Genomic DNA, 26,250 nt, shown 5'->3' with positions numbered 1-26,250 from the left:
ACCCAAGGAGTTAGACCACGTTCAGGCCAGATCAATACACCCTAAACAGTGATTGTGCCACGTCCATAAAGTGCGCGTAGTAGATTTGACGACGACTTGTCGCGGTTTGTGCCAAACACGACAACACGGCTGTATTTAAAGCACGCGGTGCACGGTGAAGTGGTGGGCTGGCCGGATCATTCGGTGCAATCGCCCCGCCGGACCACCCGACAGCCAACGCAAGATACATGCCGGGCACACGATCAGGGCTCCACAATGCGTCCTTCATCAGCTTGTGCCGATTCTCTCTGGAAGGGTCGCCCAACCAACGGCCGACGCCTTCCATGAAATGGTGGTCCGCAGGGGTCAGAATTTCGGGCATCGTGCGCAAACATTCATGGCCCCACCAGATCGCCATCTTTGGAACGAACGCAAAAGCGGTCAGCGTAATCGCATCTTCCGGCGTCTCGGACCGCCGCAACCGCCACATGAAATCGTACGTGTCTTCTGGTGGGCGCGGGCGTTGCTGGGTCACTTCAGCAATCTGCGGAATACCTGCATAAAGGTCGGTCAATTCCTGAAACCGCAACGACGCACTTGGCGGTCGCGTTTTGTCGGAATCATCAAGGGGTACCGCAGTAATATCTTGAAATGACATAAAATGGATCGGTCCGTTGTTAGGGCCTAATGAACTATACCATGACATGTTTTCGTTTTCACACGTACACGTCAAGAAGGTTAAAGCATGACATGTCGCTTTGCATACATCGGCAGGGTCAATTGAACACAGCACGAATGAACATAATTCACATTATCTGCCAAGTATTGTCGCTGCAAAGTTAGAATGTCTCACATCTGCAAAGTAGAAGTGTCACACTTCCCTGTTGAAGCAGGATTGGAGTGTGGCCGTGGGATTGGTGATCATGAGCGAACGCGAGCTGAACCGCATAGAAGTACTGAGCCAAGTGACACAAGGCCGGATGACGGCAGTGACAGCGGCAAATGTTCTGGGACTGAGCCGACGACAAGTCCATCGGCTGTTGAAGAGTTTCCAGGCAGAAGGCCCAGCAGTGATCCGTCACAAAGCGCGTGGCCGAAGATCGAACAACAGTATTGATCCTGCGGTGCTTGAGTTTGCTGTGACGCTGGTCAAAGAGAACTACATCGACTTTGGGCCAACCTTTGCAGCTGAGAAGCTGGCCGAGGATCACGGTCTGAAGGTATCCCGTGAGACGCTTCGCAAGTTGATGCAGGACGCTGGAATCTGGTTGTCACGCAAACAACGTCGCACATTCCATCAGCCCAGATTGCGCCGGGAATGCTTTGGCGAGTTGATCCAGATTGATGGCTCAGATCATCGCTGGTTCGAAAATCGCGGGCCAGCGTGCACTCTGCTCGTTTTCATAGACGATGCGACCAGTACGTTGATGCAACTGCGGTTTGTGACCTCTGAGAGTACCTTCAGTTACTTTGAAGCGCTGGATCTGTATCTGGCAGCACATGGTCGGCCGGTTGCGTTCTATTCTGACAAACACACAGTGTTTCGTGTCGCCAATCAGTCGGCCAAATCAGGGCACGGCATGACCCAGTTTGGTCGGGCTTTGAACGCGTTAAACATCGAGATTCTCTGCGCAAACAGCTCTCAGGCCAAAGGGCGTGTCGAACGCGCCAACCGCACCTTGCAGGATCGTTTGGTTAAAGAACTTAGGCTTGCAGGCATCTCAGACATGGAGGAGGCGAATGCGTTCCTGCCCGGCTTCACGGACCGCTATAACGCCAAGTTTGCAAAGGTGCCCCGTCGCGCCGACAACCTGCACCGTCCGATGAACATCGAACCGGATCGTCTGCGTGACATCTTCTGTTTCAGAGACGAGCGGCTTGTCAGCAAACAACTGGCCTTCTCCTATGAGCGCCAACGTATCATCCTGGCCGAGAATGAGATCACCCGCGATCTGCCGGGCAAATATGTGGATACCTTCGCCTTTCCAGACGGCAGCTTGGACATCCGATGGAAAGGCGTTTCAATCCCTTACACCGTCTTCGACAAGGATCAGCGCGTCACACATGCGGCCATCACTGAGAACAAGCGCCTAGGTGCCGTGCTTGAACACATCAAAGCTGAACAGGACAAGGCCGCTCCTAAAAAGCGCCGCGCTGGCAAACAGCGCACACGCTACGAGCCAACCGGGCGGCGCAACACAGAAGGTTGGAGTTCAAAGCTGGCCATTAGAGCCAAAAAGAAACAGGCGGAAGCTACGCAGACAGCAGCAGAATAACAACGCCCGCATGGCTAGTCCGGGCTGCGATATGTGAAGTCTCCGCCCTGCCCAGCCATGCTCGAACTCCGCCAAGTGGGACATTTCTACTTTGCGCAACAGTCATCTGACAGGAAACGACCGCTAACTCGCCTGCGTATAAAAACATGGTGAATCTAACATCAAGCCCCGGCTCTTAGCCGGTTAGCGCCCCGCACCTGTCATCAACGCAGCCATCGCATTTAATGCGGGGGCGTCGTTCAGGTCTTCCAGCGCTATGTCATATTTGCGTCGCCAATTCGGGTGCTCGTCGATGGTTCCGGGCAGGTTCTGCGCTTCTTTCGCTCCTAACACATCGTCCAATTGAACAGCTGCCAAGCAAGCGGATGACCCCGCCAGCATCCCATGGACGTTTGTGCTAAAGTCGCCGTTTTCCGTGTAGCGGGACACGTCTGCTTTACGCTGCTCACGCATGTTTTTTGCGGTCTCGCGATCAACCCACGACAGGTTTTCCCACCAATCAATGTCGTGCCCTGTCTCATACCCTTTAACGGTCGGGGTGTCGTGCGTCGCAAAACATGACAGCACCTGTGCCGATACAGCGTCCGAAGTACGAAACGCACCAGAGTCGTCTTTTTCGTACTGCAACACGGAATACCCGTAGAACCCGTGTGCACGCATCGTGTCACGGAACCCGTCAGGAACCAGCCCAAGATCTTCGCCAATCACCGCGCAATTGTACCGCGCTGCTTCGATCTTGATCACGGCGAGCAGGCTTTCAAACGGCTGGTGAATGTAGCCCCCCGGACTGCCGTCGTCCGGAATCCAATAGCTGCGGTTAAGGCCTAGAACATGATCGATCCGGATGATGCCTGCATGACGAATGGTTTGCGCGATAATCCGGCGCAACGGCCGGTATCGTTCAGCTTTCAATTTGCGGGGCGCAAACGCCGCCAAATCCCAGTTCTGCCCTGCAGGGCTTAGGTGATCAGGCGGTGCCCCGATGGACACACCCTGTGCAATCGCGGTTTGTGCACACCAGCTTTCAGCACCATCGCGCCGCGACCCAACCGCAAGGTCAAGGTAAAGCCCAAGCGCCATCCCCCCTGCTTTGGCCTGCGCCTGCGCGTCCGACAATTGCCGGTCAGCGACCCATTGCAACCACATGTGAAATGTTACGCGTGCGGGATCAGGATTAGCAGGCGTATCAGGCCATTGGCGCCAGTCAGGCCCATAAATTTCGCTGAGCGCCTCAAAGGTGGCGAACTTGTGCAGATCGTCGCCGCCGTTGGATTGGAAGGCCGCAAAACTTTGTGCATCAGCCGGATCCGCTTTGGTTAGGAACGTGGTGAATGCCGTTTCCAGCGCTGCCGCATGGCGCGGTTTGTGATCTTGGTAAGCGACCGTTTCTGACGCCCGCAAGTCCGCGAAATCACCCGCGTCACCAGCACCGGGCAACGCATCAAGCGCGATGCAAGCTGTATTCAAATAACCCCGATGCGAAGGTGAATAAGGACTAATCGCCGCCTGATCCGCATACCCCATTGCATGCAGTGGGTTAATGCCAACGAAATCAGCACCCTGCCCGCCTGCAATCTGTGCGACAGCACCAAGATCAGCAAAATCACCCAGCCCTGCGTTTCGTTCTGACCGTAACCCATACAACGCAAGGTTCATGCCCCAAAGCCGCGTAGCACCGGTCAAATCAGGAACGGATGGCAATGTCTTGGGGGCTGCGATGACAGTGATGACCTCTGTCCGGCCAGATGCCGTTGCAGTTAGCGTATAAATCCCCGGATCAAGCGGCGGCACCGTGATTTGATCATCCGGTTCGCCCGACACAAGAATATCATCACTTTCGTCTAAACGAATATCCCACGCAGCGCCCAATCCAAAGTTTTGCCAAGCCTCAACACCCGCTTCGACGATGATTTCATCCGGAAACCACCGATCATCGCGGTCAAAGCGCAATTGCGCCAGCGACGACTGGATTGCGTCGTCAGTCGATACATCAATCCCGTTGGCCGCCAGCAAGGCACGTTGCGTTTCAGGTGATGTTGGTAATTGTTGGCCTTGAAGATCGTAGAAATGCGGGACGATGCCACAGATATCGGCAAGTGCGGCTAGATCATCCTGCACGGTCATAGCTGTGCCCCATCGGTCTTTTGCACAAAGGCCACGACGGTTTCGCCAGCCACGATGGTGTGCGGCCCTTCCAATTCGCAAAACGCGCCTTGTTCGTTCGCATCCGTATCGATGGCACGGACCCAATGATGATCAGGCTCGGGCAACGGCAGAATTACTTTGCCTGGCTCAGGTGCCCGATTGAAAACGATGAAGACGATGTCACTGTCAGGGGCGTAATCCGGCGCCTCTGCTGAACACCGCAACAACAGGCACAGGTTCGCAAGACCCGGATCGCGCCATTCCAGTGGTTCGCCTGCGAAATCCGTCCACGCCACATCCGGCAGGCCATCTTTGGGGCGGGCTGCACCATGCAGGAACCGGTTTTGTCGCACGCTGAGATGATTCCGCCGGAAGGTCGAGAGGCTTGCCACAAAGGCCAAAAGCTCCGTGTCCGCTGTTTCCCAATCAATCCATCCGATCGGATTGTCTTGGCAATAGGCGTTGTTGTTCCCCTTTTGCGAATTGGCAAATTCGTCTCCGGCTGGGATCATCGGCGTGCCTTGCGACAGAAACAACGTGGCCAGCATGTTGCGCTGCCTGCGGGTTCGGATCAGGCGGATGGCAGGGTCATCTGTTTCACCCTCGACACCGGCATTATCCGAATAATTGGAATGGTGGCCGTCGCGATTATTTTCTGTGTTCGCCTCGTTATGGCGGTGATTGTAACGGGTGGTATCCGCCAGCGTAAAACCGTCGTGCGAGGCCAAAAAGTTGATCGAAGAATCCGCGCGTCGGCCTTTGTGATCAAACTTATCCGCCGATCCTAACAACCGCGCGCCCAGTTCCTGCGCGCTGTGTGCATCCCCCCGCCAATACCTGCGCACGGTGTCGCGGTAGCTGTCGTTCCATTCGTTAAATTCGTGGGGGAACCCGCCCAACTGATACCCGCCGGGGCCAATGTCCCACGGTTCCGCGATCATACGCACATTCGCCAACACTGGGTCCTGACGCAGTGCATCAAAGAAACCACCGCGCACATCAAACCCGTGATCTTCGCGCCCCAATGTCGTGGCCAGATCAAATCGGAACCCGTCGATCCCCATGCATTCGACCCAGAACCGCAAACTATCAAGCACCATGCGCAGCACATACGGATGCGCCACATTCAACGTGTTCCCACACCCGGTATCATTTACGTAATAGCGCGGCTGACCAGCGGTCAGACGATAGTAAGACGCATTATCTAATCCCCGATACGACAGGGTCGGGCCGCGCTGATCGCCTTCGGCGGTATGGTTGTAGACAACATCGAGAATGACCTCGATGCCAGCTGCGTGAAACCGGTCCACCATCTTGCGGAAACCTGCAATGCCGTCGGGGCCAAGATACCGCGGTTCGAGCGCGAAAAACCCGATGGAATTATAGCCCCAGTAATTCGTCAGCCCGCGATCATCGAGAAACTTTTCATCAACAAAGCTATGAACAGGCATCAGTTCGACGGCCTGAACACCTATCGTTTTCAGATGATCAAGCATCTCGTCCGACGCTAGCCCTTCGTAGGTGCCACGGATATTTTCGGAAATGCCCGCATGGGCTTTTGTCGCGCCTTTCGGATGGGCTTCGTAGATCAGGTCACGGTTCGACTTGCGGTGGTGTCCGGGGGGCATACCGGCGAATTGCTTAGGGTCAAAAACCACGGATTTCGGCACATACGGCGCGCTATCACGGCTGTCGAACGACAGATCACACGCCGACGATGTGTCATCATATCCAAGCGTCGCAGGGTGGTTCACCCATGTGCCGTGCAACTGGCGCGCATAGGGATCAAGCAACAGCTTATTGGCGTTGAACCGATGTCCCAATTCCGGCGCATAAGGCCCATGGGCGCGGTACCCGTATAGCGTCCCTATAGGCAAATCATGCAAGTAGCCGTGCCAAACATGTCCGGTGCGTTCCGGCAATGCGATCCGCACCGTTTCACGGCTGCCGTCCGGCGAAAACAGGCACAATTCAATCTTGGTCGCATGCGCAGAAAACACCGCAAAATTGACGCCCGCGCCATCATGAATGGCGCCCAACGTATTGGCTGAGCCACCGGAAAGAGAATAGGCAGTCATGATTAAACCTTAGCTTTCCTGAGCAGCAGTGTAGACGTCCAAATATGCAGCCGCCGACAGGTCCCATCCCACAGGATGACGCATGGCGCGGCGCATCATTGCACCCCAGATTTTCGGTTGTAGGTACAGTGCACAGGCGCGTGCAATCGTGTGCGCAAACATCGTCGATGTAATCGGCGCAAACTGAAATCCGGTTGCGCAATCGGCAAGCAACGCCGCTTCATTCGCGTCGATCACCGTATCAGCCAGCCCACCAGTTCGTGCGACAACTGGCAAGGTGCCATAGCGCAACCCGTAAAGCTGGGTCAGTCCGCAGGGTTCGAACCGCGACGGGATCAAGATCGCATCACTTCCCGCCTGCATCAGATGCGACAGGTCTTCATCGTAGCCAATGATCGTACCGACAGAGCCCGCATAGCGGTTCGACGCATCAATAAACGCACGTTCCAACCCCGGTTCGCCAGAGCCCAAAAGCGCCAGTTTTGCCCCGTGCCCCACCAGATCGTCGAGGCAATCCAGCAACATATCCAACCCCTTTTGCGACGTCATCCGGCTGACAACGCAGAACAATGGGCAGTCGCCATCGGTCAGTCCAAAACGAGACATGACTTCTGCCTTGTTACGCGCCTTGCCCTTCATGGATTTGGCAGAATAGGTCGCAACCAACGCAGGGTCCGTTGCAGGGTTCCAAACGTCCAAATCAATGCCGTTCAGAATACCGCTGAGGTCCGATTGACGCGCCCGCAACAGGCCATCAAGACCCATACCAAAATCCGGTGTGAGCAATTCAGCCGCATACGTGGGGCTAACCGTCGTGACCTTTTGACTTAGCGCGATGCCCGCCTTCAAAAAACTGATTTTACCATAGTATTCTACACCATCGGGCGTGAACATATCAGCGTTCAAACCAAGCGCAGCCAACCGCGTCGCATCAAAAACGCCTTGGAACGCAATGTTGTGGATCGTCATGACCACCGGCGGTGTAGGGCCATCGTGCTGGCGCAAATAGGCAGGCACCAATCCCGCTTGCCAGTCATGCGCGTTAATCACATCCGGCGTCCAATTGTCCAAACAGCCGACGCCAATTTGGGCACCCGCATAAGACAACGCCGCAAACCGCAGATCGTTATCGTGCCAGTCCTGCCCGTCCGGACCCAGATAAATACTGCCCGCGCGATCATACAGATGCGGCGCATCCAGCAACAGCAAATCCAACCCGTCTGCCTGTGCTGCAACGATCCGCGCACGTCCGCCAAACAAATCGTCAAACTGCGCAACTTGGGTACCCGACGCGATATGGTCCGACAGCGCGGGATAAGCGGGGATCAAAACCCGAACGGATACGCCTTCTGCGGCTAGTGCTTTTGGCACCGCGCCGATGACATCGGCCAAGCCACCGGTTTTGATAAACGGCGTACATTCTGAGGCGACAAAAAGCAGGTTCATGTCAGGTGTCCAGCGCGTCAATCATCGGTTGGGTGATCAGGCAAATGCCATTTTCGGTCCGGCGGAAGCGGGCTGCGTCTTCTTTCGCATTTTCGCCCACAACCAGCCCTTCAGGAATGACAACACCGCGATCAAGGATCACATTCGTCAAACGCGCACGCCTGTGGATTTCGGCGTATGGCATGGCGACAACGCCTTCCAACTGCGAATAGGAATGGGTGCGCACACCTGTGAACAGGAAACAGCGGTCCAGCGTGGACCCCGAAATAATGCACCCGCCTGAAACCATCGACGACACAGCATGACCGCGACGCCCCTTTTCGTTGTGGATGAATTTTGCAGGGGCGGTCAGTTCCGAATAGGTCCAGATCGGCCAAGAGTTGTCGTAAAGGTCCAGTTCCGGTTTGAAATCAGTCAAATCAACATTGGCCTGCCAGAACGCATCAACCGTCCCAACGTCGCGCCAATAGGGTTTTTCTTCCAGCCCGGACCGCACACAAGATCGGCTAAACGGATGCGCGACAGCTTTGCCGTTTTTCACGATCTCGGGGATAATATCACCACCAAAATCGTTATTTGAATCGGCGTTTGTCGCGTCTTTTTTCAGAAGCTCACACAGGTATTCCGTTTCGAAAACGTAAATCCCCATGCTGGCGAGCGCCATATCCGGATTCCCCGGCATTGCAGGCGGATCAGCTGGCTTTTCAATGAAATCAAGAATTTGATCGTTGTCGCCAACCTTCATCACACCAAAACCAGCGGCTTCCATGCGCGGCACTTCGATACAGCCAACGGTCACGTCAGCGCCGCTTTCGACATGCTGTTTGATCATGAGAGAATAGTCTTGTTTATAAATATGATCGCCCGCGAGGATCAGGATGTATTTCGGACCATATCCACGAATGATGTCGATATTCTGGGCCACAGCATCAGCCGTCCCCTTGTACCAGTTTTCATTATCCAGCTGCTGCGAAGCAGGCAAAATATCGAGCGATTCATTCCGTTCAGCGCGGAAGAAACTCCAGCCGCGTTGCAGGTGACGGATCAGGGAATGGGCCTTGTATTGGGTGGCGACGCCGATGCGTTTGATGCCGGAATTCACGGCATTCGAAAGAGCGAAATCAATGATCCGACTTTTACCACCAAAGTACATCGCGGGTTTGGCACGGGTGTCCGTCAGCTCGTATAATCGGCTTCCGCGTCCGCCGGCCAAAACAAAGGCCATAGTTTGCTGTGCGAGGCGTTGTGATTCAGTGTCCATTGATAGTTTTCCTCCCTAGTCCTGATGTTGATCGTGCGGGTCAGGATGTCCCGCTGTTGTCCAATTCAAAAAATAATGTCGAAAGCGGCGGTAATGTCAGCGACACAGAATGCTGCCGTCCGGATGCCGCAATCTGTTCGCTATCCGCGTGGCCCATGTTGCCACGGTTGCCACCCCCATAACGGGCCCCATCGGTATTCAGCTTTTCAATCCAACGCCCCGGTGCAGGCACACCAATGCGCCGTCCAGACCGTTCAACGGGGGTAAAGTTGCTGACAACAAGCACCGGCGGCGTGCCATCTTTGCCCTTACGGATCCACGCGAGGATCGATTCCTCTGCGGCGCCTTCTTCGACCCATTCAAACCCTTCCGGCTTGCAATCCAGTTGGTGCAGCGCAGGTGTGTCGCGGAACAAAACGTTCAGATCACGCACCAGATTTTGCACACCGCCATGCAGCGGCGTATCGGTTAGGTGCCAATCAAGGCTCGTGTTGTGGTTCCATTCGACGCCTTGCGCGAATTCACAGCCCATGAACAACAATTTCTTGCCTGGATGCCCCCACATAAACCCATAATAGGCCCGCAGGTTTGCAAATTTTTCGTCGCCCTGCCCCGACATTTTGTCGATCATCGATCCCTTGCCGTGCACCACTTCGTCATGGCTAATCGGCAGCACAAAGTTTTCCGAGAACGCGTAGTGCAGCCCAAATGTCATCTTGTGATGGTGGTATTTACGGTGGATCGGGTCCTGTTCGATGTAAGACAGCGTGTCGTTCATCCAGCCCATGTTCCACTTGAACCCGAAGCCCAGACCGCTGTGATCCACAGGTGCACTGACCCCCGGAAAGGCGGTGGATTCTTCGGCAATCGTCACGATGCCCGGCACTTCGCCGTAGGCCATCGCGTTGGTGCGCCGCAGGAATTCGATCGCTTCCAGGTTCTCGCGACCGCCGTCCTTATTGGGAATCCATTCGCCGTCTTTGCGGGAATAATCACGGTAGAGCATGGACGCCACTGCGTCGACGCGCAGCCCGTCAATGTGGTGTTCACGCAACCAATACAACGCGTTAGCGACCAGATAGTTCGACACTTCAGCGCGACCGTAGTTGTAAACAAGCGTGTTCCAATCGGGATGAAACCCTTCCTTGCGGTCGGCATGTTCATACAGCGGCGTGCCGTCGAATTTGCCAAGACCATGCGCGTCTTCGGGGAAATGTCCCGGCACCCAATCAAGGATCAGACCAAGACCGGCGGCGTGACACGCCTCTACAAAAGCGCGGAATTCTTCAAGCGTGCCGTGCCGGATTGTCGGCGCATACAGACCAACAGGCTGATAGCCCCACGACCCATCAAACGGGAATTCGGAAATCGGCATCAGTTCAAGGTGGGTGAAACCCATATCCTTGGCGTAACTGACCAGTTGTTCAGCATGTTCTTTGTAGGACAGCGGGCGATCATTTTCTTCTGGCACACGCCGCCAAGACCCAAGATGGACTTCGTAAATCGAAATCGGCTGATCAATACGGTGAAGCGCCTCGCGCTTGGACATCCATGTCTGGTCATCCCAAGTGTGCCCATCCAGTTTGCGCACAACAGATGCAGTTTTTGGCGGGTGCTCTGCCCCAAATCCAAACGGATCAGCCTTTTGCGGCAACAGATTGCCATCTGGTCCGATCAGTTCGTATTTATAGGCCTCCCCTTCGCCCAAAGCAGGCATGAAGATTTCCCAAACACCGGTCTGACCACGCCGCCGCATCGGATTGCGCCGTCCGTCCCAGCCGTTGAAATCACCCACAACAGAAACACGTTGCGCATTGGGGGCCCAAACGGCGAAATGCGTGCCAGCGACACCGTCATGATCCATGACATGCGCGCCAAGCACTTTCCAAAGGTCCTGATGCGCACCCTCAGCGATCAGATGTTCGTCCAATTCGCCAAGGACAGGACCAAAGCGATACGGGTCTTCAGCATCCCAAACATGCGGGCCTTTGGTAATCCGCAAACGGTATGCAAACGACATTTTGCGACGGGCCACGACCCCTGCAAAAAGGCCATGTTCCACAGGATCAAGGGACACCACCTTACGACCAGATTTGACGTCGATCACATCAATCGCATCCGCTTCGGGGTGGAACGCTTTGATGGTGACTTTGCCGTCAACGACATGCAGACCCAGAACCGAAAAGGGGTCGGAATGCAGGCCCGACGCGATCCTGCCGGCATCTTCTTTGCTGATCAAATCCGTCATCGTTTTTCCGCCCCGTGTTCGTGATTTCCCGCGATGCGGGACCAGTTATGTGACGGAATGCGCGTTCCAAATGTCCTGCGCATATCCAGAAATCGTACGATCCGATGAGAACCACCCCATGCCTGCGGTATTGGCAGCAGCCATGCGAGTCCAACGGGTTACGTCACTATACACTGCATCAACTTCGCGCTGCTTGGCAAAGTAATTATCAAAATCACAGCTCACGAGGAAATAATCGTTCTCGTACAAATTGTGCAGAATGTCGGAATAGCGATAGCGATCACCGCCCGAAAATACACCAGCAGCGATCTGTCCAAGAACGCGTGACAAACGCGGGCTCGCTTCAATCGCACGACGCGCATACCCGTGATCGGTGCGCTGCGCATCTGCTTCGGCGGCAGTCAGGCCAAACAGGAAGAAATTGTCGTGACCAACATGGTCGCGAATTTCAACGTTCGCCCCATCCAACGTTCCGATTGTCGGGCTACCGTTCAGCGACAGCTTCATATTGCCTGTGCCGGACGCTTCTTTACCGGCGGTCGAGATTTGCTCTGACAAGTCAGAGGCAGGGATCAGGATTTCGGCCATCGAAACGTTGTAGTTCTCAGGGTAGACGACCTGCAACTTATCGCGGGTCACGGGATCATTGTTGATGGTCGCGGCGACATCATTGATCAGATGAATGATCGATTTCGCCAACGCATAACCCGGTGCCGCCTTACCGCCGAACACCTTCACCCGTGGGGTCCAGTCAGCTGTTGGATTGTCGCGAATTTCATTCCACAGCGCGATGGTTTCCAGAATATTCATGTGCTGGCGTTTGTATTCGTGGATACGTTTAATCTGGATGTCGAACATCGCGGATGTATCCAGCGTGACGCCATTCCGATCTTTTAGCCACGCAGCCATCCGGTCCTTGTTGGCGGATTTCGCAGCTCGGAACGCCTCTTGGAAACCGGCATCGTCGATATGCGCGTTCAGGTCTTGCAGTTGCTCCAGATCAGCATGCCATTTCGTGCCAATCGTGTCATTGATCAACCCACGCAAAGCGGGGTTACACGAATACAGCCACCGACGCGGCGTGATCCCGTTTGTCTGATTGATGATCCGGTTCGGATACGCTGTGTTCAGATCGGCAAAAACAGTTTCCTTCACCAATTCGGAATGCAGCGCAGAGACGCCGTTCACCTTATGGGCCATGACAAAAGCCAATTCGCCCATTTTCACGTTGCCATGATCAATGATCCTCACGTCTGATCCGGTTTCTTCCAGATGCCGGTGTTGGATCATCTGAATGATCCGGTGATGCCGCGGCAAGATGCGGGCGAACAGGTCTTCAGGCCAGCTTTCCAACGCTTCGGGCAGTAACGTGTGGTTCGTATAGGCCAGACATTTGCGCGCCAGTTCAATGGCGTCTTTTTCCGGCAACGCGTGCTTGTCGATCAACAACCGGACCAATTCGGGCCCAGCGATGGCGGGGTGCGTATCATTTAACTGGATCGCAACGTGATCCGCCAAATCCGTGATCTGATGACCTTCGGATAGGAACCGGCGCAACAGGTCTTTGATTGATGCTGAGGTAAAGAAATATTCCTGCTTCAGGCGCAATTCTTTACCGTCTTGAGTCGTATCATCTGGATACAAAACGCGTGAAATCGTCCGTGCGAGCCGTTCCGGTGCGTTCGCACCCACGTAATCACCGCGGTTAAAACTTTCGAGGTCAAACAGCTTCACAGGCTTCGCGGCCCACAAACGCAACGTGTTTGCCCACTGCCCTTTCCAACCAATGACAGGCGTGTCGTAAGCAGACGCCAAAACTGTTTCTGCCGGATGCCAGTTGGCCTTCCCGTCTTCTTCGCTGACATAGCCACCAAAATGGATTTTGTAAGCAACTTCAGGACGTTCAAATTCCCAAACATGACGCTGCGCGAGCCACCCTTCAGCGGATTCCGTCTGCTGACCGTTCTCGAAATGCTGTTCGAACAACCCGTGTTCATACCGGATGCCGTAGCCGTAAGCAGGGATCGCAAGCGTCGCAAGACTGTCCATGAAACAGGCCGCCAACCGACCCAAGCCACCGTTGCCAAGTGCGGCATCGGGTTCGTCCGCGACCACAACTTTGTAGTCCTGACCAAGAGCGGCCATCGCATCAATCGCGGTCTGTTCGACATCAAGGTTAATCGTGACGTCTTCAACCAAACGACCGATCAGGAACTCCATCGAAAGGTAATAAACACGTTTGTGCTGGCCTTCATACGTCTTACGCGTCGACGCAAACCAAGGCTCAACCACCAGATCACGCAGAGCCAATGACAGCGACATGCGCCAGTCATAAACGCTCGCATGTGATGGGTCTTTCCCGATCGACAGCTTCAGGTGGCGGGTTATTTCCGCCTGCAAACTATCTACAGTCACGGTCGGTTGGGTCTGGGCTGTCATCTATCTTAATCTTCCGTTCAGGCGCTCGGGCCATCTACACATTTTTCGTAGAAACGCGCCCGTAAGCTGACCCAAAGACGCGCGTAATTTGTCGAACTGCCGGATGACAGCGAACCACTCTACTTGGTGGTTTTGGCAACTTTGGCTTTCGCCTTCGGCTTTGCTGTTTTCTTTGTTGCAGCGGCACGCGGTTTCGCCGCAGCTTTGCGTGCGGGTTTCGCTTTTGTCTTCGCAACTGGTTGGTTTACTGCGGCAACGGCGCGCAACCAATGTTCCTGATCGCGACCTTCTGGCTGACCTTCTTCAAGCCAGAACAGATATGCTGTTTCACGAATTAGCGCTTCATTTTCAATGATGGCAGTCATTTTTGAATCTCTCATAAAATAGGCTTTGATAGCGCTAACAATACACGAAATGCTGCACCTGCACAATTAACTGCCGTGATAAATGCTGCACTGCGTCAATCCTGCACCGGTGGTTGTTTTTTTTGTGCAGAATCGAAGGGTTAACAGAACCACACATCGGTGTGGCTCTGTCGCTTTTACCTAGCTCGTAATTCGCAGCCCTGTTGCTTTATCGAACGCGTGGGCGAGGTTTGGTTTGATTGTGAAGCCGATGGTTTCGCCTTTGGCTTGGTGGGGTGGCTTTTCGGTTTTGGCGATGAACTCTGTGCCTTGGGCCGTGATCAGGTGGACGAGCGCGTATTCGCCCAGGTTTTCGACCAGTTCGAGTTTGCCTTCGACCACGACGTTCTCTGCGGATGGTGTCAGGTGTTCGGGGCGCAGGCCGACTTGTACGTTGGCATCAGCCGGTTTGCCGAGATGGGCTGCTGCCCCGTCGGTCAGTTCCGCGCCATCGAAGAAGTTCATTTTCGGGCTACCGATGAACTGCGCCACAAAGGCGTTGTCGGGGCGTTCGTACAGATCAATCGGTGATCCGACCTGTTCGATCCGGCCATCGCGCAGCACAACGATTTTGTCGGCCAGTGTCATGGCTTCGACCTGATCGTGGGTCACGTAGATCATCGTGTTGCCAAGGCGTTCATGCAGACGCGCAATTTCCAGACGGGTTTGCACGCGCAGGGCCGCATCAAGGTTGGACAGCGGTTCGTCGAACAAGAACACCTCCGGATCACGCACAATCGCACGACCAATGGCCACACGCTGACGCTGACCACCCGACAGGTTGCGCGGGCTCCGGTCCAGATAATCACCTAGCTGCAGGATTTCTGCGGCAGCTTTCACGCGGCGGTCGATTTCGGCCGGATCGGTCTTGGCCTGCTTCAGACCAAAGGCCATGTTCTTATACACGCTCATATGCGGGTAAAGCGCATAGGTCTGGAACACCATCGCCACGCCACGCTTGGACGCGGCCACATCGTTGACTTCCACATCACCGATCTTCACCGACCCGGATGTGATTTCCTCAAGACCCGCGATCATCCGCAACAGCGTGGATTTCCCGCAGCCCGATGGACCCACAAACACGACAAATTCGCCGTGGTCGATATCCAGATCAACGCCATGCATTACTTGCGTGGCACCATAGCTTTTACGCACGTCGCGCAGTGTCAAACCGGCCATTTTTGCTCCAATTCAGAGATGTCGTGCCGAAGGGTTTCGGCAAATTCAGGGTAAGTTTCAGGAAGATCGCCCCAGAGTTGGCGCGATGTGATAAAGGCGTCCGTGCCCAACATGGCAGACAGATCGTCCCAGCTGGGTTCCACATATTTGAACGGGATTTTGCCCGCCGCCACATGGGTTGCAAACACATGCCAGCTGGCAATCGAACGGATCGCGTTTTTCGGCAAGATGCCCTGTTTCAGGCAGCCTTCCAGCGTGGGGCGGATAAAGATCGGGAACTTCACCATGCCATCCGCACAGATCCGCGCGACCGTATCGCCAATCGCCTGGTTGCTAAACCGCGCGTCGATCTGGTCCAGATAATCCGCCTTCGAGAACGGCAGATCAATGGTGATCGCGGGCAGCACTTCGTCTGCTTCAAAGGCACGGAAGTGGCGGTGCAAATGCGGCACCCGCATCGCCGCATCAAAGGTTTCAACACCTTCCAACGCAGCCAGATAACACAAGGCCGTATGGCCGCCATTCAGCACACGGATTTTGGTTTCCTCGTAAGGATCCACATCCGGCGTCACGGTCACACCCGCCTGCGCCAGATCAGGCATCGGCCCTGCGGCTTTGTCTTGCAAAACCCACTGGATAAAATCTTCGGCCATGATCGGTGACGCGACCTCTGACCCGATCAACTGGGTCAGTTCCACGCCCAATTCAACCGTGCTGCGCGGCGTGATCCGGTCCACCATCGAACAGGGGAACGCCACGTTGTCTGCGACCCAAGCGTGCAACACCGCATCGCCGCAGGCCTCAAGATAAGCCAGCAGATTGCGGTGCAACATCTTGCCGTTCTGACGGATGTTATCACAACACGCGATGGTCAAAGGGGCACCGCCCGCATCCATCCGCGCCTGCAAACCAGCCCGCAGATACCCGTAAACGCTTTGCGTCTGATCACCCGCCATTTCAGCTGCAATGACCGGATCAGCGCGGTTCAGATTACCATTCGGATCGGTGTAATAGCCGCTTTCGGTGACCGTAATCGTCACCAGATGCACGCTACCCCGCGCCAGCAACGCCTCGGATGCTGTCCGGTCCGCGCTCCAGTCTGCAAAATGCACATGCGACCGCACACGGCGCAACGCCACCTGCCCGTCCGGCGAATAGGATTTCAAAAAGTACCCGTCGTGGCGCGCCACATCATCTGCGGCCGCCGCAAAAGACCCGGCTTCCGCACCGCGCAGGTTCACAGCCGCAATACCCCAGTTCAGATCACCGGATTTGTCCATGTAATCATCAATATACATCGCCTGATGCGCCCGATGGAACGCCCCGAACCCCAAATGCACGACACCCACAGCACAGGCTGCGCGGTCATATCCCGTCGCCCCGATTGGGTGCAGAACTGCGCTATTCATGATGTGGTCTCCATTGGTTTAGACAAGTCTTTGCGCGCTGTATCGCGGTACTCTGAAGGGGTCATGCCCTTCATCTTTAGAAAGTGACGGTTGAAGTTCGCCAGATTGCGGAACCCCGCATCAAAGCTGATATCCGAGATCGTCGCATCCGACGCGTACAGCATGCTGCAGGCTTGGCCCACGCGCACAGACGTCAGGAATTCAACGAACTTGTGGCCCGTCACAGATGTAAAATTGCGCGCGAAGGTGGCTTGGGTCATCCCCGCCATTTCAGCCGCATCCCCCACGCTAAAATCGTCTTTGAAGTTGGCCACGATGTGATCCACCACAGCCCCGATCCGCGCGTGTTTACTGCCGCCCTGAACCTGCACCAATTTGGACACCGACAGGACCTTCTTTTCCGCATGCTCATTCAAACGCACAAGGAACCGGATGAACGCCAGAATACGTTCAGGACCTTCGTTATTACGGATCGATTCCATGTGACCGCGCGCAAAGGTCGGATTGAACCCTTCAAATTGCACGCCAGACTGGGCCAGCGTCAGCATCTTGCGGACCTCGCCAAATTCGGGGAACCCTTCGGCCAGCTTTTCAAAGCTTTCATGGCTGAACTGCACCAGCATATCGCGGGTCGCCACAGGTTCGGTCCAAACCTTATCCGTGATCCAGTTATGCGGCAGGTTCGGCCCCGTCAGGAACAGATCACCCGCTTCAAAATCGCCGATGTAATCGCCCACAAACGCCTTGCCGCGTGTCGCCACAACCAGATGCAATTCGTATTCTTCATGGGCATGCCACCGACACAAATCCGTAGGCCATCCATGTTCAAGATAGCGGATCGACCGTGTGGTCCGATCTACTAACTCAATTTTTGGAACCATTATCGACATGATTTATCTCTTTTTTCCAGCCCCGTCGCGTGGCGGCATCTTGCGATCAGACGCCGCCCACAGCCTTACTTCACCGCACCAAAGGTCAGACCCTGCACCAGCTGTTTCTGACAGAACCAGCCCAACACAATGATCGGGGCCACAGCCGCTGTCGATACTGCCGACAGACGTCCAAAGAACAGACCCTCTGGTGCGCGGTTGCCTTCAATCAGCTTCGACAAGGTCGCCGCATCAATCGTGGTCAAACGGACCGTCCAATAGGCTTCGTTCCAGCAGAAGATGAAGGTCAAAAGCGCCGTGGACGCAATGCCACCCCATGCCAGCGGAATAAGGATATCCTTGATTTCGCCCCATGTGCTCACGCCGTCCATCTTGCCCGCTTCAATGATCTCTTTCGGGATTTCCTTGAAGTAGGTGAACAACATCCAGATCACGATCGGCAGGTTGATCAGGCACAACACCAGGATGACAAGGAAGTGCGTGTCAAAGATGCCCAGCATGTTCTTCGTCAGGAAGGTCATCGGATACAAAACAGCCGCCGCTGGCAACATCTTTGTCGACAACATCCACATCAGAATGTCCTTGGTGTGACGGCTTGGATCAAACGCCATCGCATAGGCCGCAGGCACACCCACCACCAGCGCAAACAAAGTCGCAAAGGTCGACGTGATCACCGAATTGGTCGCAAAGCGCCAGTAATCATAGTTCTCCGTCATGTTGGTGTAGTTTTCCAACGTCGGCGTAAACTTGAACAGGAATTCAGGCTTCACTGCATCCGCGTCCGTCTTAAAGCTGGTGAACACCAACCAAAAAATCGGGAAGAAGAAGATCAGCGCCACGATCCAAGCCACAACAGGCCATGCGATCTTGCTAAATTTCGAGGTCTGAGAAACGGTAGCCATTGTCTTTTCTCCTAGTCCATCAACGTCTTGCCGACCATGCGCAGCAAGAAGATGGCGATAATATTGGCCAGAATGACCGCGAAGATACCTGTCGCACTTGCCGCACCGATGTTGTTCGAGGTGAACTCACCGATCAGATAAGGCAGGTTTTTGTTGCCGTTCCCGCGGCTGACAATCTCGATTTCCGCATACAAGGACAGGTGGAAGATCGACTGGATCATCACAACAATCGCAATCGGACGCCCCAGATGCGGCACCGTCAGGTTGATGAACTGCGACCACGCAGACGCCCCATCAAGCGTCGCCGCTTCTTTCTGGCTTTCATCCTCGGACTGCAGCGACGTCATAAAGATCAACACCGCAAACGGAGTCCACTGCCACGTCACCATCATAATGACCGCATAAGCAGAGGTCTGTGTGGCGCGGAAAGAGATCGGTTCCAACACAGGCCACAGGTTAAAGAACCAACCCAACACCGGGAAGTCACGCAACCCGTCGATCATGTTGTTGATCCCGCCAACAGCAATCCCCTGCAAACCCAACACAGGGTCCAAAATCATGTTGATCCACAACACCCCGTTCACCGCTGGCATCACAAAGAACGGCGAGATCAGCAAAACACGGACAATCCCACGCCCCGGGAAGTTCCGATTCACCAAAACCGCAATCCCAAGACCCAAAACAACCGTCAGCACCAAAATGCTGGACACGATCAGCACAGAGTTCTGGATCGCAAACCAAAAATCCTTGGCATTCAGAACATACTGATAGTTCCCGAAGCCCCGCCAGTTGCTGAGCGCCGGTGTCGTCCATTCCGGCCGGATCGTCGAGTTCAGCACATACCGGATAAACGAGAAGTAAAGCGTCATGCTCAGCGGGACCAACATCCACACCAGCAACAGCAAAACAGCTGGCGTTTGTAAGATCCGGGGGAGCGTTCTTTTGGTAGACATAGCTCGGGTCACCTTTTGGGGCAGGGTTTCAATCAAGACAGTGCAAGCAGATCGGGACGGACAGCGACAGATGGGCAGATCGATGCAGGCAGGTCGGGGCAATTCGCAAAAACAGATGATCATTGAGCGCGCAGCGCCACAGCATACGCGGGCGTCGCATCAAAGCAAAATGGTCAATAAATACGGGTGGTAAACGTCTCTTAAGGTCTGGGCCCGACCTCAGCCGGGCCCATCCTATTTCAGCCGAAAGGGTTAGTAGTAACCCGCTTCAGACATGATTGCGTCTGCTGCAGACTGTGCCGCTTCCAGCGCTTCTTCTACAGATTTCGCACCAGACAGGGCCGCTGCGATTTCTTGTGCAACTGCTGTACCCACTTCTGGGAACTCAGGGATCGCTGCAAACTGGACACCAACATATGGCTTGATGTCTGTGGCTTCTGGCGCCGCAGAGTTGATCGCTGCCAATTCAGCGTCTGCAAATGCAGCAGCTGCCTGGAACTCAGGGATCGCATATGTGGATGTACGTGTGCCTGTTGGAACAGAACCCCAACCAAAGTCTGGGTGGTTACCGACAGCTTCGATGTACGCTTTTGATGTCGCCCATTCGATGAATGCTTTGGCTTCATCCGCGTTTTCTGTGCCCGCAGGTACAGCCATCGCCCATGCCCACAACCAGTTCGCGCCCACTGGGTTACCAGCATTCGGAGACTGCGCGTAAGCAACACCGTCTACTTCAAGGAAAGAAGCAGCGATCGTCGCGTCAATCCACAGACCACACTTGCCTTCGTTGTACAAAGCGAGGATCTCGTTGAAGGAGTTCCCTTCAGAACCTGGAGGGCCGTATGTACCCAGCAGATCAACGTAGAAGTTGACAGCTGCATTCCATTCGTCGGAATCAAGCGCTGGCTTCATGTCCGCGTCGAACCATGCACCACCGAAAGAGTTCACCATTGTTGTGACGAACGCCATGTTGTCGCCCCAACCCGGCTTACCGCGCAAACATGCACCGTAAACGCCGTTGTCTGGATCGTGCATCGCAGCAGCAGCCGCCTTCACGTTGTCCCAGCTGTCGTTGTCAGCGATTGTTACGCCAGCAGCGTCTGTCAGGTCTTTACGGTACATCACCATAGAAGATTCACCGTAGAACGGTGCCGCATACAATGTGCCGTCCGCAGACAGACCATTGCGCATCGCTGGCAGCATGTCGTCAACGTCGTAGTCAGCGCCGAACTCAAGCGGTTCGATCCAACCAGCAGCACCCCAAATCGGCGCTTCCTGCATGCCGATGTTGATGATGTCGTACTGACCACCACCAGTTGCCGTATCAGAAGTCACCTGCTCGCGCAGAACGCCTTCTTCCAAAGACACCCAGTTCAAAGCAACACCAGTTTCCTCAGTGTAAGCTTCCGCAACCTTCTGCATGTTGATCATGTGACCGTTGTTCACAATCGCAATCGTCAATTCCTGCGCGTGCCCATCAGCAACCGCAACAGATGACGTCGCAACAACCAAAGACAGCCCTAAAGCCGTATTCATCAAAGATTTCATGTGTTCCTCCCAGAAATCACAGTTTGGATAAGTCTGTGAAGATAGTATGTGCCTGTATCGAAAACTCACCAAGTACAATAACTGCAAAAATACATACAATTTTTACATTTTGGCGCAGCTTAGTACATTTTTCACCCCACTAATCGCTTAACCTGCTGTGGATTATTAATTTGAACACTAAAAAATATGCATCCCGATCATCGAATAATCATGATTCCTGATTGGCGTAGAAGCCAGCAATCGGTACTTTGTGAATTATGTATTGGTCCGCGCGCCGATCATAGAATGACCAACAGCGCCCCGGTCGCAATTGCCCCACATGTGAGAAGGCTGGCAAGGATCGTCATCCGGTACTGCGACTGCGCTTGCACGGCATGACAGTCCATCCGTTTTTGCGTCTTGCGCGACGTATTGGCGGCCGCCCAAAAGATCAGAACGGCCGCGACGATGAAAACAGCCGACACCCCTTTTGCCAGATACGGGTAGGTCGTTTCCTGAAAAAGCGCCCGCAGACCCAGTGCAAGCGCCACGCAGGCCATACCGGTGCGCATCCACCCCGCAAACGTCCGTTCATTGGCCAACATAGTCCGGTCTTCCGCCCAAGCGGTACGCGTTTCGGCAAGATCGTCTGATGATGGGTCTTCGGGTAAATCTGATTTCACCATTGTGGTCACCTATCGTATTGATCTTCACACGCGAAAGCCGGACCACCAACAGGCAGCCCGGCATCTGTCATTTTCATGATTGCATTGGGTCAATGCGGTTTCGGCGTCTGTAGATCTGCCGCCGTCGTTCCCGCAGGTGTCTGCATGGCCTCTTGGGCTGCATCAAGCGCATCACGTCCTTGCGCCATCGCACGATCCATTTCTTCGCTCAGGATTGCTTCGGCTTTATCAACCAGCGCGTCACGATGATCGCCAAAGGTTCTGTCCTCGGTTTCTGTGCGTGGCAGGGACATCGCGACCGCACCGGCGGCGGCGGCAAAACCAGCGCAGATCAACAGCGGATTGGTCTGATAGGCATTTTCGGACGTTTTGACCGCTTTCGCAGCACCGCGTTCGATCCGTTCTTGCGCGTCGATGGCTTTCAATCGGGCCTCAATGATACGGGCGCGGGCAACATCGCTCAGTTCATTCGTCTGATCATAAAGTGTCTCGCGCATCTGGGCTGCGGATTTCTTCACGGTGTCGGCGGCTTTTGCCGCTGTCGCTTTAACCTCTGCCGCGGGGGGCGCTTGACGCGCACCAAGCGCGAGCAATGCAATTCCGGCACCGATCACACCCACGGCAAGCGGGTTTTCCTTGGCGGCTGTCACGGCCTTTTGGGCCAGTTCCGGCGCGGATTTATCCCAGCTTTCGATCATCGCGGATGGCTTAAAACCTTCGGCGATGGATGTCAGCGTCTCTGCGAGGTCGGCACGTTCCTGTGAAATTTCGGCCTCTAGGGCAGCTTGATTAGTCACTGTACGTCTCCTTTAGAATAGTCGTGTCTTTTTGAATGGTCGCGATTGTGTCGTGCGGGACGAGCGACGCGGATTTCAGCATCCGCAGCGCCTTCATGCCGACAACAACAGCGATCAGCAGGGCAATCAGGGCAACCGCGCCAGCCGCTTGGGCGGGGGTCAGCCCCATTTCTACAAATAGCGCGACGGCAGCACCGGTCAGCACTTGCAGGGCAGTCAGTACAAGGACAAGCGCCAGCCCCATCAGGCCAAGGGCGATTGCCACATGGTTCATCCGGTCCGCCATTTCGCTTTTGAGCAGCGCCACCTCTTTACGGAGCAGGGCGTGCACATGGCTCAGAACAGATGAAATTGCGGCGCTCATGTCGCGCGGTGCGGCGTCCGGCTTCATGACGGCACGGACATGTCAGGTGTCGGGATATGGTGCGTGGTCACGTCCGACATTGGCAATTCCGGCTCTGCCCGGTTTGTTGACCGGAAGAAACGGCCAATGGCAAAGCCCGCCAGCGTCGCTGCAGCAACAGAGGCCGCAGGATGACGACGTGCAAACGTGGCCAGATCACGGACAAGATCATTCGGGTCCGTTTGGCGCACGCGGGTCGCGGCGTCCTGCAATGTCGCGGCGGCTGTTTCGACGGCCTGCGTGTGCGGCGCGTCTTGCGTCATCTCGCCGGCGGCAGCACGAAGGCGCGCGGCTTCGCCAGCGATTTTATTCGCAGCATTTGTCTTGACGGCATCCGCTTGCTTTGATGCTTCGGCCTTGGCGTGATCAGTTGCTTTACGTGCGCCTGCTTTTACAGCATTCGCGCCGTCTTTCGCTATTTCGCTACCAGCTTCGGTGATTGATTTTGAATGAGCCATAAGATGTCTCCTTTCAGGTAAATATCTTTGCAAAGAGGGTGACTTAGTTTTCGACAGCGATGGCCGCTTCGGGCTCATCGGCGACCGGCTCCCACACGTATCCCGTGTATGCAGTAAACAGGCCAAATGCGAAGATTAGGCCAACCGCCATCCCGATCAACGGGCCTTTGTGGCGGCGGCTTTGCTTTTCAATGTTCACGTCAGGTGCGGACATGATGTATCTCCTTCTATGCGTTGATAGAGATACTGATCAGTCCGGAAATGGTTCCAAAATAACTGGAAACCTTAGTAATCATGGCTTTCGTTCTCAAATGCAGCAATCGCGAAACGCACCTGCAACGTATAAAGACCGGCCTCGTGCGTGACGTCTTGTTCAGCATCCAGTTTAATCCCGAACGCGCGGATCAGTTTTGACCCGATGCCTGTGCCACGCCCCGCTGTCTCACCCACTGTCGAATTTGACACGCGCAACGTGCACGTCTCTCCATCTTGTTGCAGACTGACAATCAATGTCGGTTTTTCACCTGGTTGGGCTGACATGTATTTAATGGCGTTGGTGATCGCTTCATTGGCAAGCAACGACAGGGCGACGACCTGATCAGGGAACATCCAAACGTCCGCGATGGATTTTTCAAGATTGATCTCGGTGACATCCGGTACGCCGACTTCAACGGAATGCTGGACGGTCCGGTCAACCAGCGACCCAACATTGACCCGCCCTTCGTCTTGGGTCGAATAAAGATCCTTGTGCACATCGGCCAGTGCAGCAATCCGGTCTTGCACACGTTGCAACGTCTCAATTGTCTCGGGCTGTTCGGCATTACGGATCTGCATATTCATGATCGACGCGATCATTTGCAGGTTGTTCTTCACGCGGTGGTGCACTTCTTTCGCAAGCACCTTCTGTTCGCGCACCATCGCTTCAAGACGGGCTTCCTCGCGCAGAATATCATCGGTCAGGTCAACAAAACGTTCCTGAATTTCCAGCAGCTCCGCGGGTGCGCCGCTGCTCAAACCTGTTTCGGGCACGGTACGTGTGACCGCGAACCTGTTCATCTGTTTGCGCAGGACCGCGATGTGTTTGATCACTAACGAATACAGCGCCATCACGGCCACGACGACGGTCGCAATCCACATGATGATCGGAAAGGCACTGGCCGGAATTGGGGATTGCATCGCACCCGCTTCGGTCGTCGCGTCAGGGTCCCAAACCCCGACGATCGTCGTCGGGCTGTCAGCCACAGGGACCACAGTATAGATGTACTTTTCGCCGGTTTGCGCGAAATCGCGGAACGATTGCGCACGGAACTTCGGGAAACGGGTCACGTCAAAATTTTCCGGTAGCAACGTGTCGACCGATTCAAGACTATGCTCGGCGGTCAGAACATCGCCCCTTTCGTTGAACGTAAACAGTTCAACCAAGCCTGACACTGGCAGATCGGACAACGCTTTTTGCTGTGCTAACTTCAACTGCGGGATCGAAACAGAGGTATAGCCGGCGAACACGCCGTTGATCTCGAAGGGGGTGGAAACGATGATCACCGCCGCGTTGCTGCCCTGTGCGACAGGATTCATTTCGACATTGGCGGTCGGGTTTTGCATCCGCTCTGCAAAACCTTCGTAGTTCCCGAATTCCAGCGTTTCCTCGACTGACGAACAGTCCATCACACCATCAAGCGGCATGATCCCTGCAAAACTAAATGAGGGTTCGGTTTGGATGACACCCTGAAGAACCGGCGCACATTCATCTGGGTTTTCGAGCAGATACGGCGCGAGGTTCCCCAACATATTGGCGGCCCCAAACGCGCGCTGGATCAGCAACCGTTCCGCTTGCACCGCTTGGTCTGACAACGCCAACAAAGCAAGTTCAGCGTTTTCGTCAGCAGTCTCAGCTAGGCGTGTGGTCTGGAAAACCGCAATCATACCGATTGGGAATGCAGCGAGACTAAGCATCAAGATTACGCGCGCGCGTAGTCCATGATACCACCGCTTTGGTGCCGCATCCGCCAATTGGGTCATTAGTTTTCCAGAATTATGTCGCGATTAATGACAGCAACTGTCGACTGATCAGTTAGTTCCATGGCACTTTCGCCATCAAGCGACATTAATTCGGTCAATGCAGCACGGGCACGGTTTACGCGGCTTTTGATCGTACCGATAGCGACACCCACGGTGTCTGCGGCTTCTTCATACGAAAACCCCTGGGCCCCCACCAACATCAGTGCTTCACGCTGTTCATCCGGCAGCGTCTCAAAAGCGGTCTTAAAGTCGCGCATCTGAAGACGTCCGTCATGGTCCGGCTTCACCGACAGCGTATCTGTAAACGCGCCATCCTTGTCGGATACTTCGCGTTTCATCTTTTGGTGACGGGTATAATACGTGTTGCGCAGGATCGTAAAAAGCCACGCTTTCATATTGCTGCCCGGTTCAAACGTATCGATCTTGGCCCACGCTTTTACGATCGTATCCTGCATCATATCGTCTGCAAGACTACGGTTGCGGCACAAACTCATCGCGAAACCGCGCAGGTTCGGCATCAAGGAAATCAGCTCTTCCTTCGGATCAGGATGGCTCATTTGCTGTTTCTCTCCTGATCCTGTGCTTTCAACACAGTCAACAGATCAACAATCTCTGTCGGCATATCGCCGCTCGCATAATCGGCGAAAACCTCTTTCAGGTTCTCATCGATATGATGCGCGATGACAGCGTCACGCTTCGGATGTTTGCCTTCAGACATGGAGGTCCTAACTAATTTTTGTGTGCCAATTTG

General features: G+C 54.8%; 23 protein-coding genes. 1 reads left to right on the top strand and 22 read right to left on the bottom strand.

The genetic code is table 11. The features are described from left to right. Positions 1-31: 31 nt before the first annotated feature. A complete protein-coding gene (locus tag K3729_18940) occupies positions 32-637 on the bottom strand; it encodes a hypothetical protein (GenBank protein ID UWR01316.1) in 606 nt (201 codons plus the stop codon). Between the two features lie 250 nt (positions 638-887). Between K3729_18940 and K3729_18935 the strand changes: the two genes are divergently transcribed. Continuing rightward, positions 888-2,255 (top strand): ISNCY family transposase, encoded by a 1,368-nt coding sequence (locus K3729_18935; protein UWR01351.1) that lies wholly within the window; start codon positions 888-890, stop codon positions 2,253-2,255. A 183-nt stretch (positions 2,256-2,438) separates the two neighbouring features. Here the strand turns inward: K3729_18935 and malQ are convergent, their stop codons facing one another. The 21 genes from malQ to K3729_18830 all read right to left on the bottom strand — a co-directional run bounded on the left by malQ (position 2,439) and on the right by K3729_18830 (position 26,217). Next, the gene (gene malQ / locus K3729_18930) at positions 2,439-4,379 is read right to left on the bottom strand and encodes a 4-alpha-glucanotransferase (GenBank protein ID UWR01315.1); all 1,941 of its coding nucleotides are present in this window, start codon (positions 4,377-4,379) and stop codon (positions 2,439-2,441) included. Further along, positions 4,376-6,478, bottom strand: coding sequence for a glycogen debranching protein GlgX (gene glgX / locus K3729_18925; protein ID UWR01314.1), 2,103 nt, complete (start codon positions 6,476-6,478; stop codon positions 4,376-4,378). The genes malQ and glgX overlap by 4 nt, the downstream gene beginning before the upstream one ends. A 9-nt stretch (positions 6,479-6,487) precedes the next feature. After that, positions 6,488-7,924, bottom strand: a complete 1,437-nt coding sequence (gene glgA, locus K3729_18920; GenBank protein ID UWR01313.1) for a glycogen synthase GlgA — start codon at positions 7,922-7,924, stop codon at positions 6,488-6,490. Between the two features lies 1 nt (position 7,925). Next, entirely contained in the window at positions 7,926-9,185 is a 1,260-nt protein-coding gene (glgC, locus tag K3729_18915; GenBank protein ID UWR01312.1) for a glucose-1-phosphate adenylyltransferase, read from the bottom strand. A gap of 40 nt (positions 9,186-9,225) precedes the next feature. Next, on the bottom strand, positions 9,226-11,433 hold the full coding sequence (glgB, locus tag K3729_18910; GenBank protein ID UWR01311.1) for a 1,4-alpha-glucan branching protein GlgB: 2,208 nt from the start codon (positions 11,431-11,433) through the stop codon (positions 9,226-9,228). A gap of 45 nt (positions 11,434-11,478) precedes the next feature. Continuing rightward, a complete protein-coding gene (locus tag K3729_18905) occupies positions 11,479-13,872 on the bottom strand; it encodes a glycogen/starch/alpha-glucan phosphorylase (GenBank protein ID UWR01310.1) in 2,394 nt (797 codons plus the stop codon). A gap of 119 nt (positions 13,873-13,991) precedes the next feature. Further along, the gene (locus K3729_18900; protein ID UWR01309.1) at positions 13,992-14,237 is read right to left on the bottom strand and encodes a DUF2934 domain-containing protein; all 246 of its coding nucleotides are present in this window, start codon (positions 14,235-14,237) and stop codon (positions 13,992-13,994) included. 180 nt (positions 14,238-14,417) lie between these two features. Next, entirely contained in the window at positions 14,418-15,455 is a 1,038-nt protein-coding gene (gene ugpC / locus K3729_18895) for a sn-glycerol-3-phosphate ABC transporter ATP-binding protein UgpC (GenBank protein ID UWR01308.1), read from the bottom strand. Then, positions 15,443-16,864, bottom strand: coding sequence for a mannitol dehydrogenase family protein (locus K3729_18890; GenBank protein ID UWR01307.1), 1,422 nt, complete (start codon positions 16,862-16,864; stop codon positions 15,443-15,445). Before K3729_18890 ends, ugpC begins: the two co-directional genes overlap by 13 nt. After that, complete coding sequence (locus K3729_18885) at positions 16,861-17,754, bottom strand: AraC family transcriptional regulator (protein UWR01306.1); 894 nt, start codon at positions 17,752-17,754, stop codon at positions 16,861-16,863. Before K3729_18885 ends, K3729_18890 begins: the two co-directional genes overlap by 4 nt. 65 nt (positions 17,755-17,819) lie before the next feature. After that, positions 17,820-18,656, bottom strand: coding sequence for a carbohydrate ABC transporter permease (locus K3729_18880; GenBank protein UWR01305.1), 837 nt, complete (start codon positions 18,654-18,656; stop codon positions 17,820-17,822). An 11-nt stretch (positions 18,657-18,667) separates the two neighbouring features. Beyond that, on the bottom strand, positions 18,668-19,609 hold the full coding sequence (locus tag K3729_18875; GenBank protein ID UWR01304.1) for a sugar ABC transporter permease: 942 nt from the start codon (positions 19,607-19,609) through the stop codon (positions 18,668-18,670). Positions 19,610-19,861: 252 nt separating this feature from the next. Then, complete coding sequence (locus K3729_18870; GenBank protein ID UWR01303.1) at positions 19,862-21,157, bottom strand: sugar ABC transporter substrate-binding protein; 1,296 nt, start codon at positions 21,155-21,157, stop codon at positions 19,862-19,864. 278 nt (positions 21,158-21,435) lie between these two features. Next, the gene (locus K3729_18865; GenBank protein ID UWR01302.1) at positions 21,436-21,822 is read right to left on the bottom strand and encodes a DUF202 domain-containing protein; all 387 of its coding nucleotides are present in this window, start codon (positions 21,820-21,822) and stop codon (positions 21,436-21,438) included. A gap of 89 nt (positions 21,823-21,911) precedes the next feature. Further along, positions 21,912-22,619 carry a hypothetical protein gene (locus K3729_18860; GenBank protein ID UWR01301.1) on the bottom strand — a complete coding sequence of 236 codons (708 nt, stop codon included), beginning with the start codon at positions 22,617-22,619 and terminating at the stop codon, positions 21,912-21,914. Further along, complete coding sequence (locus tag K3729_18855; GenBank protein UWR01300.1) at positions 22,612-23,010, bottom strand: phage holin family protein; 399 nt, start codon at positions 23,008-23,010, stop codon at positions 22,612-22,614. The genes K3729_18860 and K3729_18855 overlap by 8 nt, the downstream gene beginning before the upstream one ends. Beyond that, a complete protein-coding gene (locus K3729_18850; protein ID UWR01299.1) occupies positions 23,007-23,480 on the bottom strand; it encodes a hypothetical protein in 474 nt (157 codons plus the stop codon). The genes K3729_18855 and K3729_18850 overlap by 4 nt, the downstream gene beginning before the upstream one ends. Before the next feature lie 43 nt (positions 23,481-23,523). After that, positions 23,524-23,694, bottom strand: a complete 171-nt coding sequence (locus K3729_18845) for a hypothetical protein (GenBank protein UWR01352.1) — start codon at positions 23,692-23,694, stop codon at positions 23,524-23,526. 71 nt (positions 23,695-23,765) lie between these two features. Next, positions 23,766-25,499, bottom strand: a complete 1,734-nt coding sequence (locus K3729_18840) for a sensor histidine kinase (protein ID UWR01298.1) — start codon at positions 25,497-25,499, stop codon at positions 23,766-23,768. Continuing rightward, positions 25,499-26,056, bottom strand: coding sequence for an RNA polymerase sigma factor (locus K3729_18835; GenBank protein UWR01297.1), 558 nt, complete (start codon positions 26,054-26,056; stop codon positions 25,499-25,501). The genes K3729_18840 and K3729_18835 overlap by 1 nt, the downstream gene beginning before the upstream one ends. Then, entirely contained in the window at positions 26,053-26,217 is a 165-nt protein-coding gene (locus K3729_18830; GenBank protein UWR01296.1) for a hypothetical protein, read from the bottom strand. Before K3729_18830 ends, K3729_18835 begins: the two co-directional genes overlap by 4 nt. Between the last annotated feature and the right edge of the window lie 33 nt (positions 26,218-26,250).

The sequence above is a fragment of the Rhodobacteraceae bacterium S2214 genome (assembly GCA_025141675.1).
GTDB lineage: Bacteria > Pseudomonadota > Alphaproteobacteria > Rhodobacterales > Rhodobacteraceae > Yoonia.
The sequence above is the reverse complement of the archived record's forward strand: the minus strand, read 5'-3'. Positions and strand labels throughout refer to the sequence as shown.

Excerpts from the sequence above, each read along its gene's own strand:
- ugpC (UWR01308.1), bottom strand. The coding sequence starts at position 15,455 with ATGGCCGGTTTGACACTGCGCGACGTGCGTAAAAGCTATGGTGCCACG.
- K3729_18870 (UWR01303.1), bottom strand. The coding sequence starts at position 21,157 with ATGAAATCTTTGATGAATACGGCTTTAGGGCTGTCTTTGGTTGTTGCG.
- K3729_18855 (UWR01300.1), bottom strand. The coding sequence starts at position 23,010 with ATGAAGCCGGACGCCGCACCGCGCGACATGAGCGCCGCAATTTCATCT.
- K3729_18880 (UWR01305.1), bottom strand. The coding sequence starts at position 18,656 with ATGGCTACCGTTTCTCAGACCTCGAAATTTAGCAAGATCGCATGGCCT.
- K3729_18850 (UWR01299.1), bottom strand. The coding sequence starts at position 23,480 with ATGGCTCATTCAAAATCAATCACCGAAGCTGGTAGCGAAATAGCGAAA.
- K3729_18885 (UWR01306.1), bottom strand. The coding sequence starts at position 17,754 with ATGTCGATAATGGTTCCAAAAATTGAGTTAGTAGATCGGACCACACGG.
- glgC (UWR01312.1), bottom strand. The coding sequence starts at position 9,185 with ATGGACACTGAATCACAACGCCTCGCACAGCAAACTATGGCCTTTGTT.
- K3729_18845 (UWR01352.1), bottom strand. The coding sequence starts at position 23,694 with ATGTCCGCACCTGACGTGAACATTGAAAAGCAAAGCCGCCGCCACAAA.
- K3729_18940 (UWR01316.1), bottom strand. The coding sequence starts at position 637 with ATGTCATTTCAAGATATTACTGCGGTACCCCTTGATGATTCCGACAAA.
- malQ (UWR01315.1), bottom strand. The coding sequence starts at position 4,379 with ATGACCGTGCAGGATGATCTAGCCGCACTTGCCGATATCTGTGGCATC.
- glgX (UWR01314.1), bottom strand. The coding sequence starts at position 6,478 with ATGACTGCCTATTCTCTTTCCGGTGGCTCAGCCAATACGTTGGGCGCC.
- K3729_18900 (UWR01309.1), bottom strand. The coding sequence starts at position 14,237 with ATGACTGCCATCATTGAAAATGAAGCGCTAATTCGTGAAACAGCATAT.
- K3729_18875 (UWR01304.1), bottom strand. The coding sequence starts at position 19,609 with ATGTCTACCAAAAGAACGCTCCCCCGGATCTTACAAACGCCAGCTGTT.
- glgA (UWR01313.1), bottom strand. The coding sequence starts at position 7,924 with ATGAACCTGCTTTTTGTCGCCTCAGAATGTACGCCGTTTATCAAAACC.
- K3729_18835 (UWR01297.1), bottom strand. The coding sequence starts at position 26,056 with ATGAGCCATCCTGATCCGAAGGAAGAGCTGATTTCCTTGATGCCGAAC.
- glgB (UWR01311.1), bottom strand. The coding sequence starts at position 11,433 with ATGACGGATTTGATCAGCAAAGAAGATGCCGGCAGGATCGCGTCGGGC.
- K3729_18830 (UWR01296.1), bottom strand. The coding sequence starts at position 26,217 with ATGTCTGAAGGCAAACATCCGAAGCGTGACGCTGTCATCGCGCATCAT.
- K3729_18905 (UWR01310.1), bottom strand. The coding sequence starts at position 13,872 with ATGACAGCCCAGACCCAACCGACCGTGACTGTAGATAGTTTGCAGGCG.
- K3729_18865 (UWR01302.1), bottom strand. The coding sequence starts at position 21,822 with ATGGTGAAATCAGATTTACCCGAAGACCCATCATCAGACGATCTTGCC.
- K3729_18840 (UWR01298.1), bottom strand. The coding sequence starts at position 25,499 with ATGACCCAATTGGCGGATGCGGCACCAAAGCGGTGGTATCATGGACTA.
- K3729_18890 (UWR01307.1), bottom strand. The coding sequence starts at position 16,864 with ATGAATAGCGCAGTTCTGCACCCAATCGGGGCGACGGGATATGACCGC.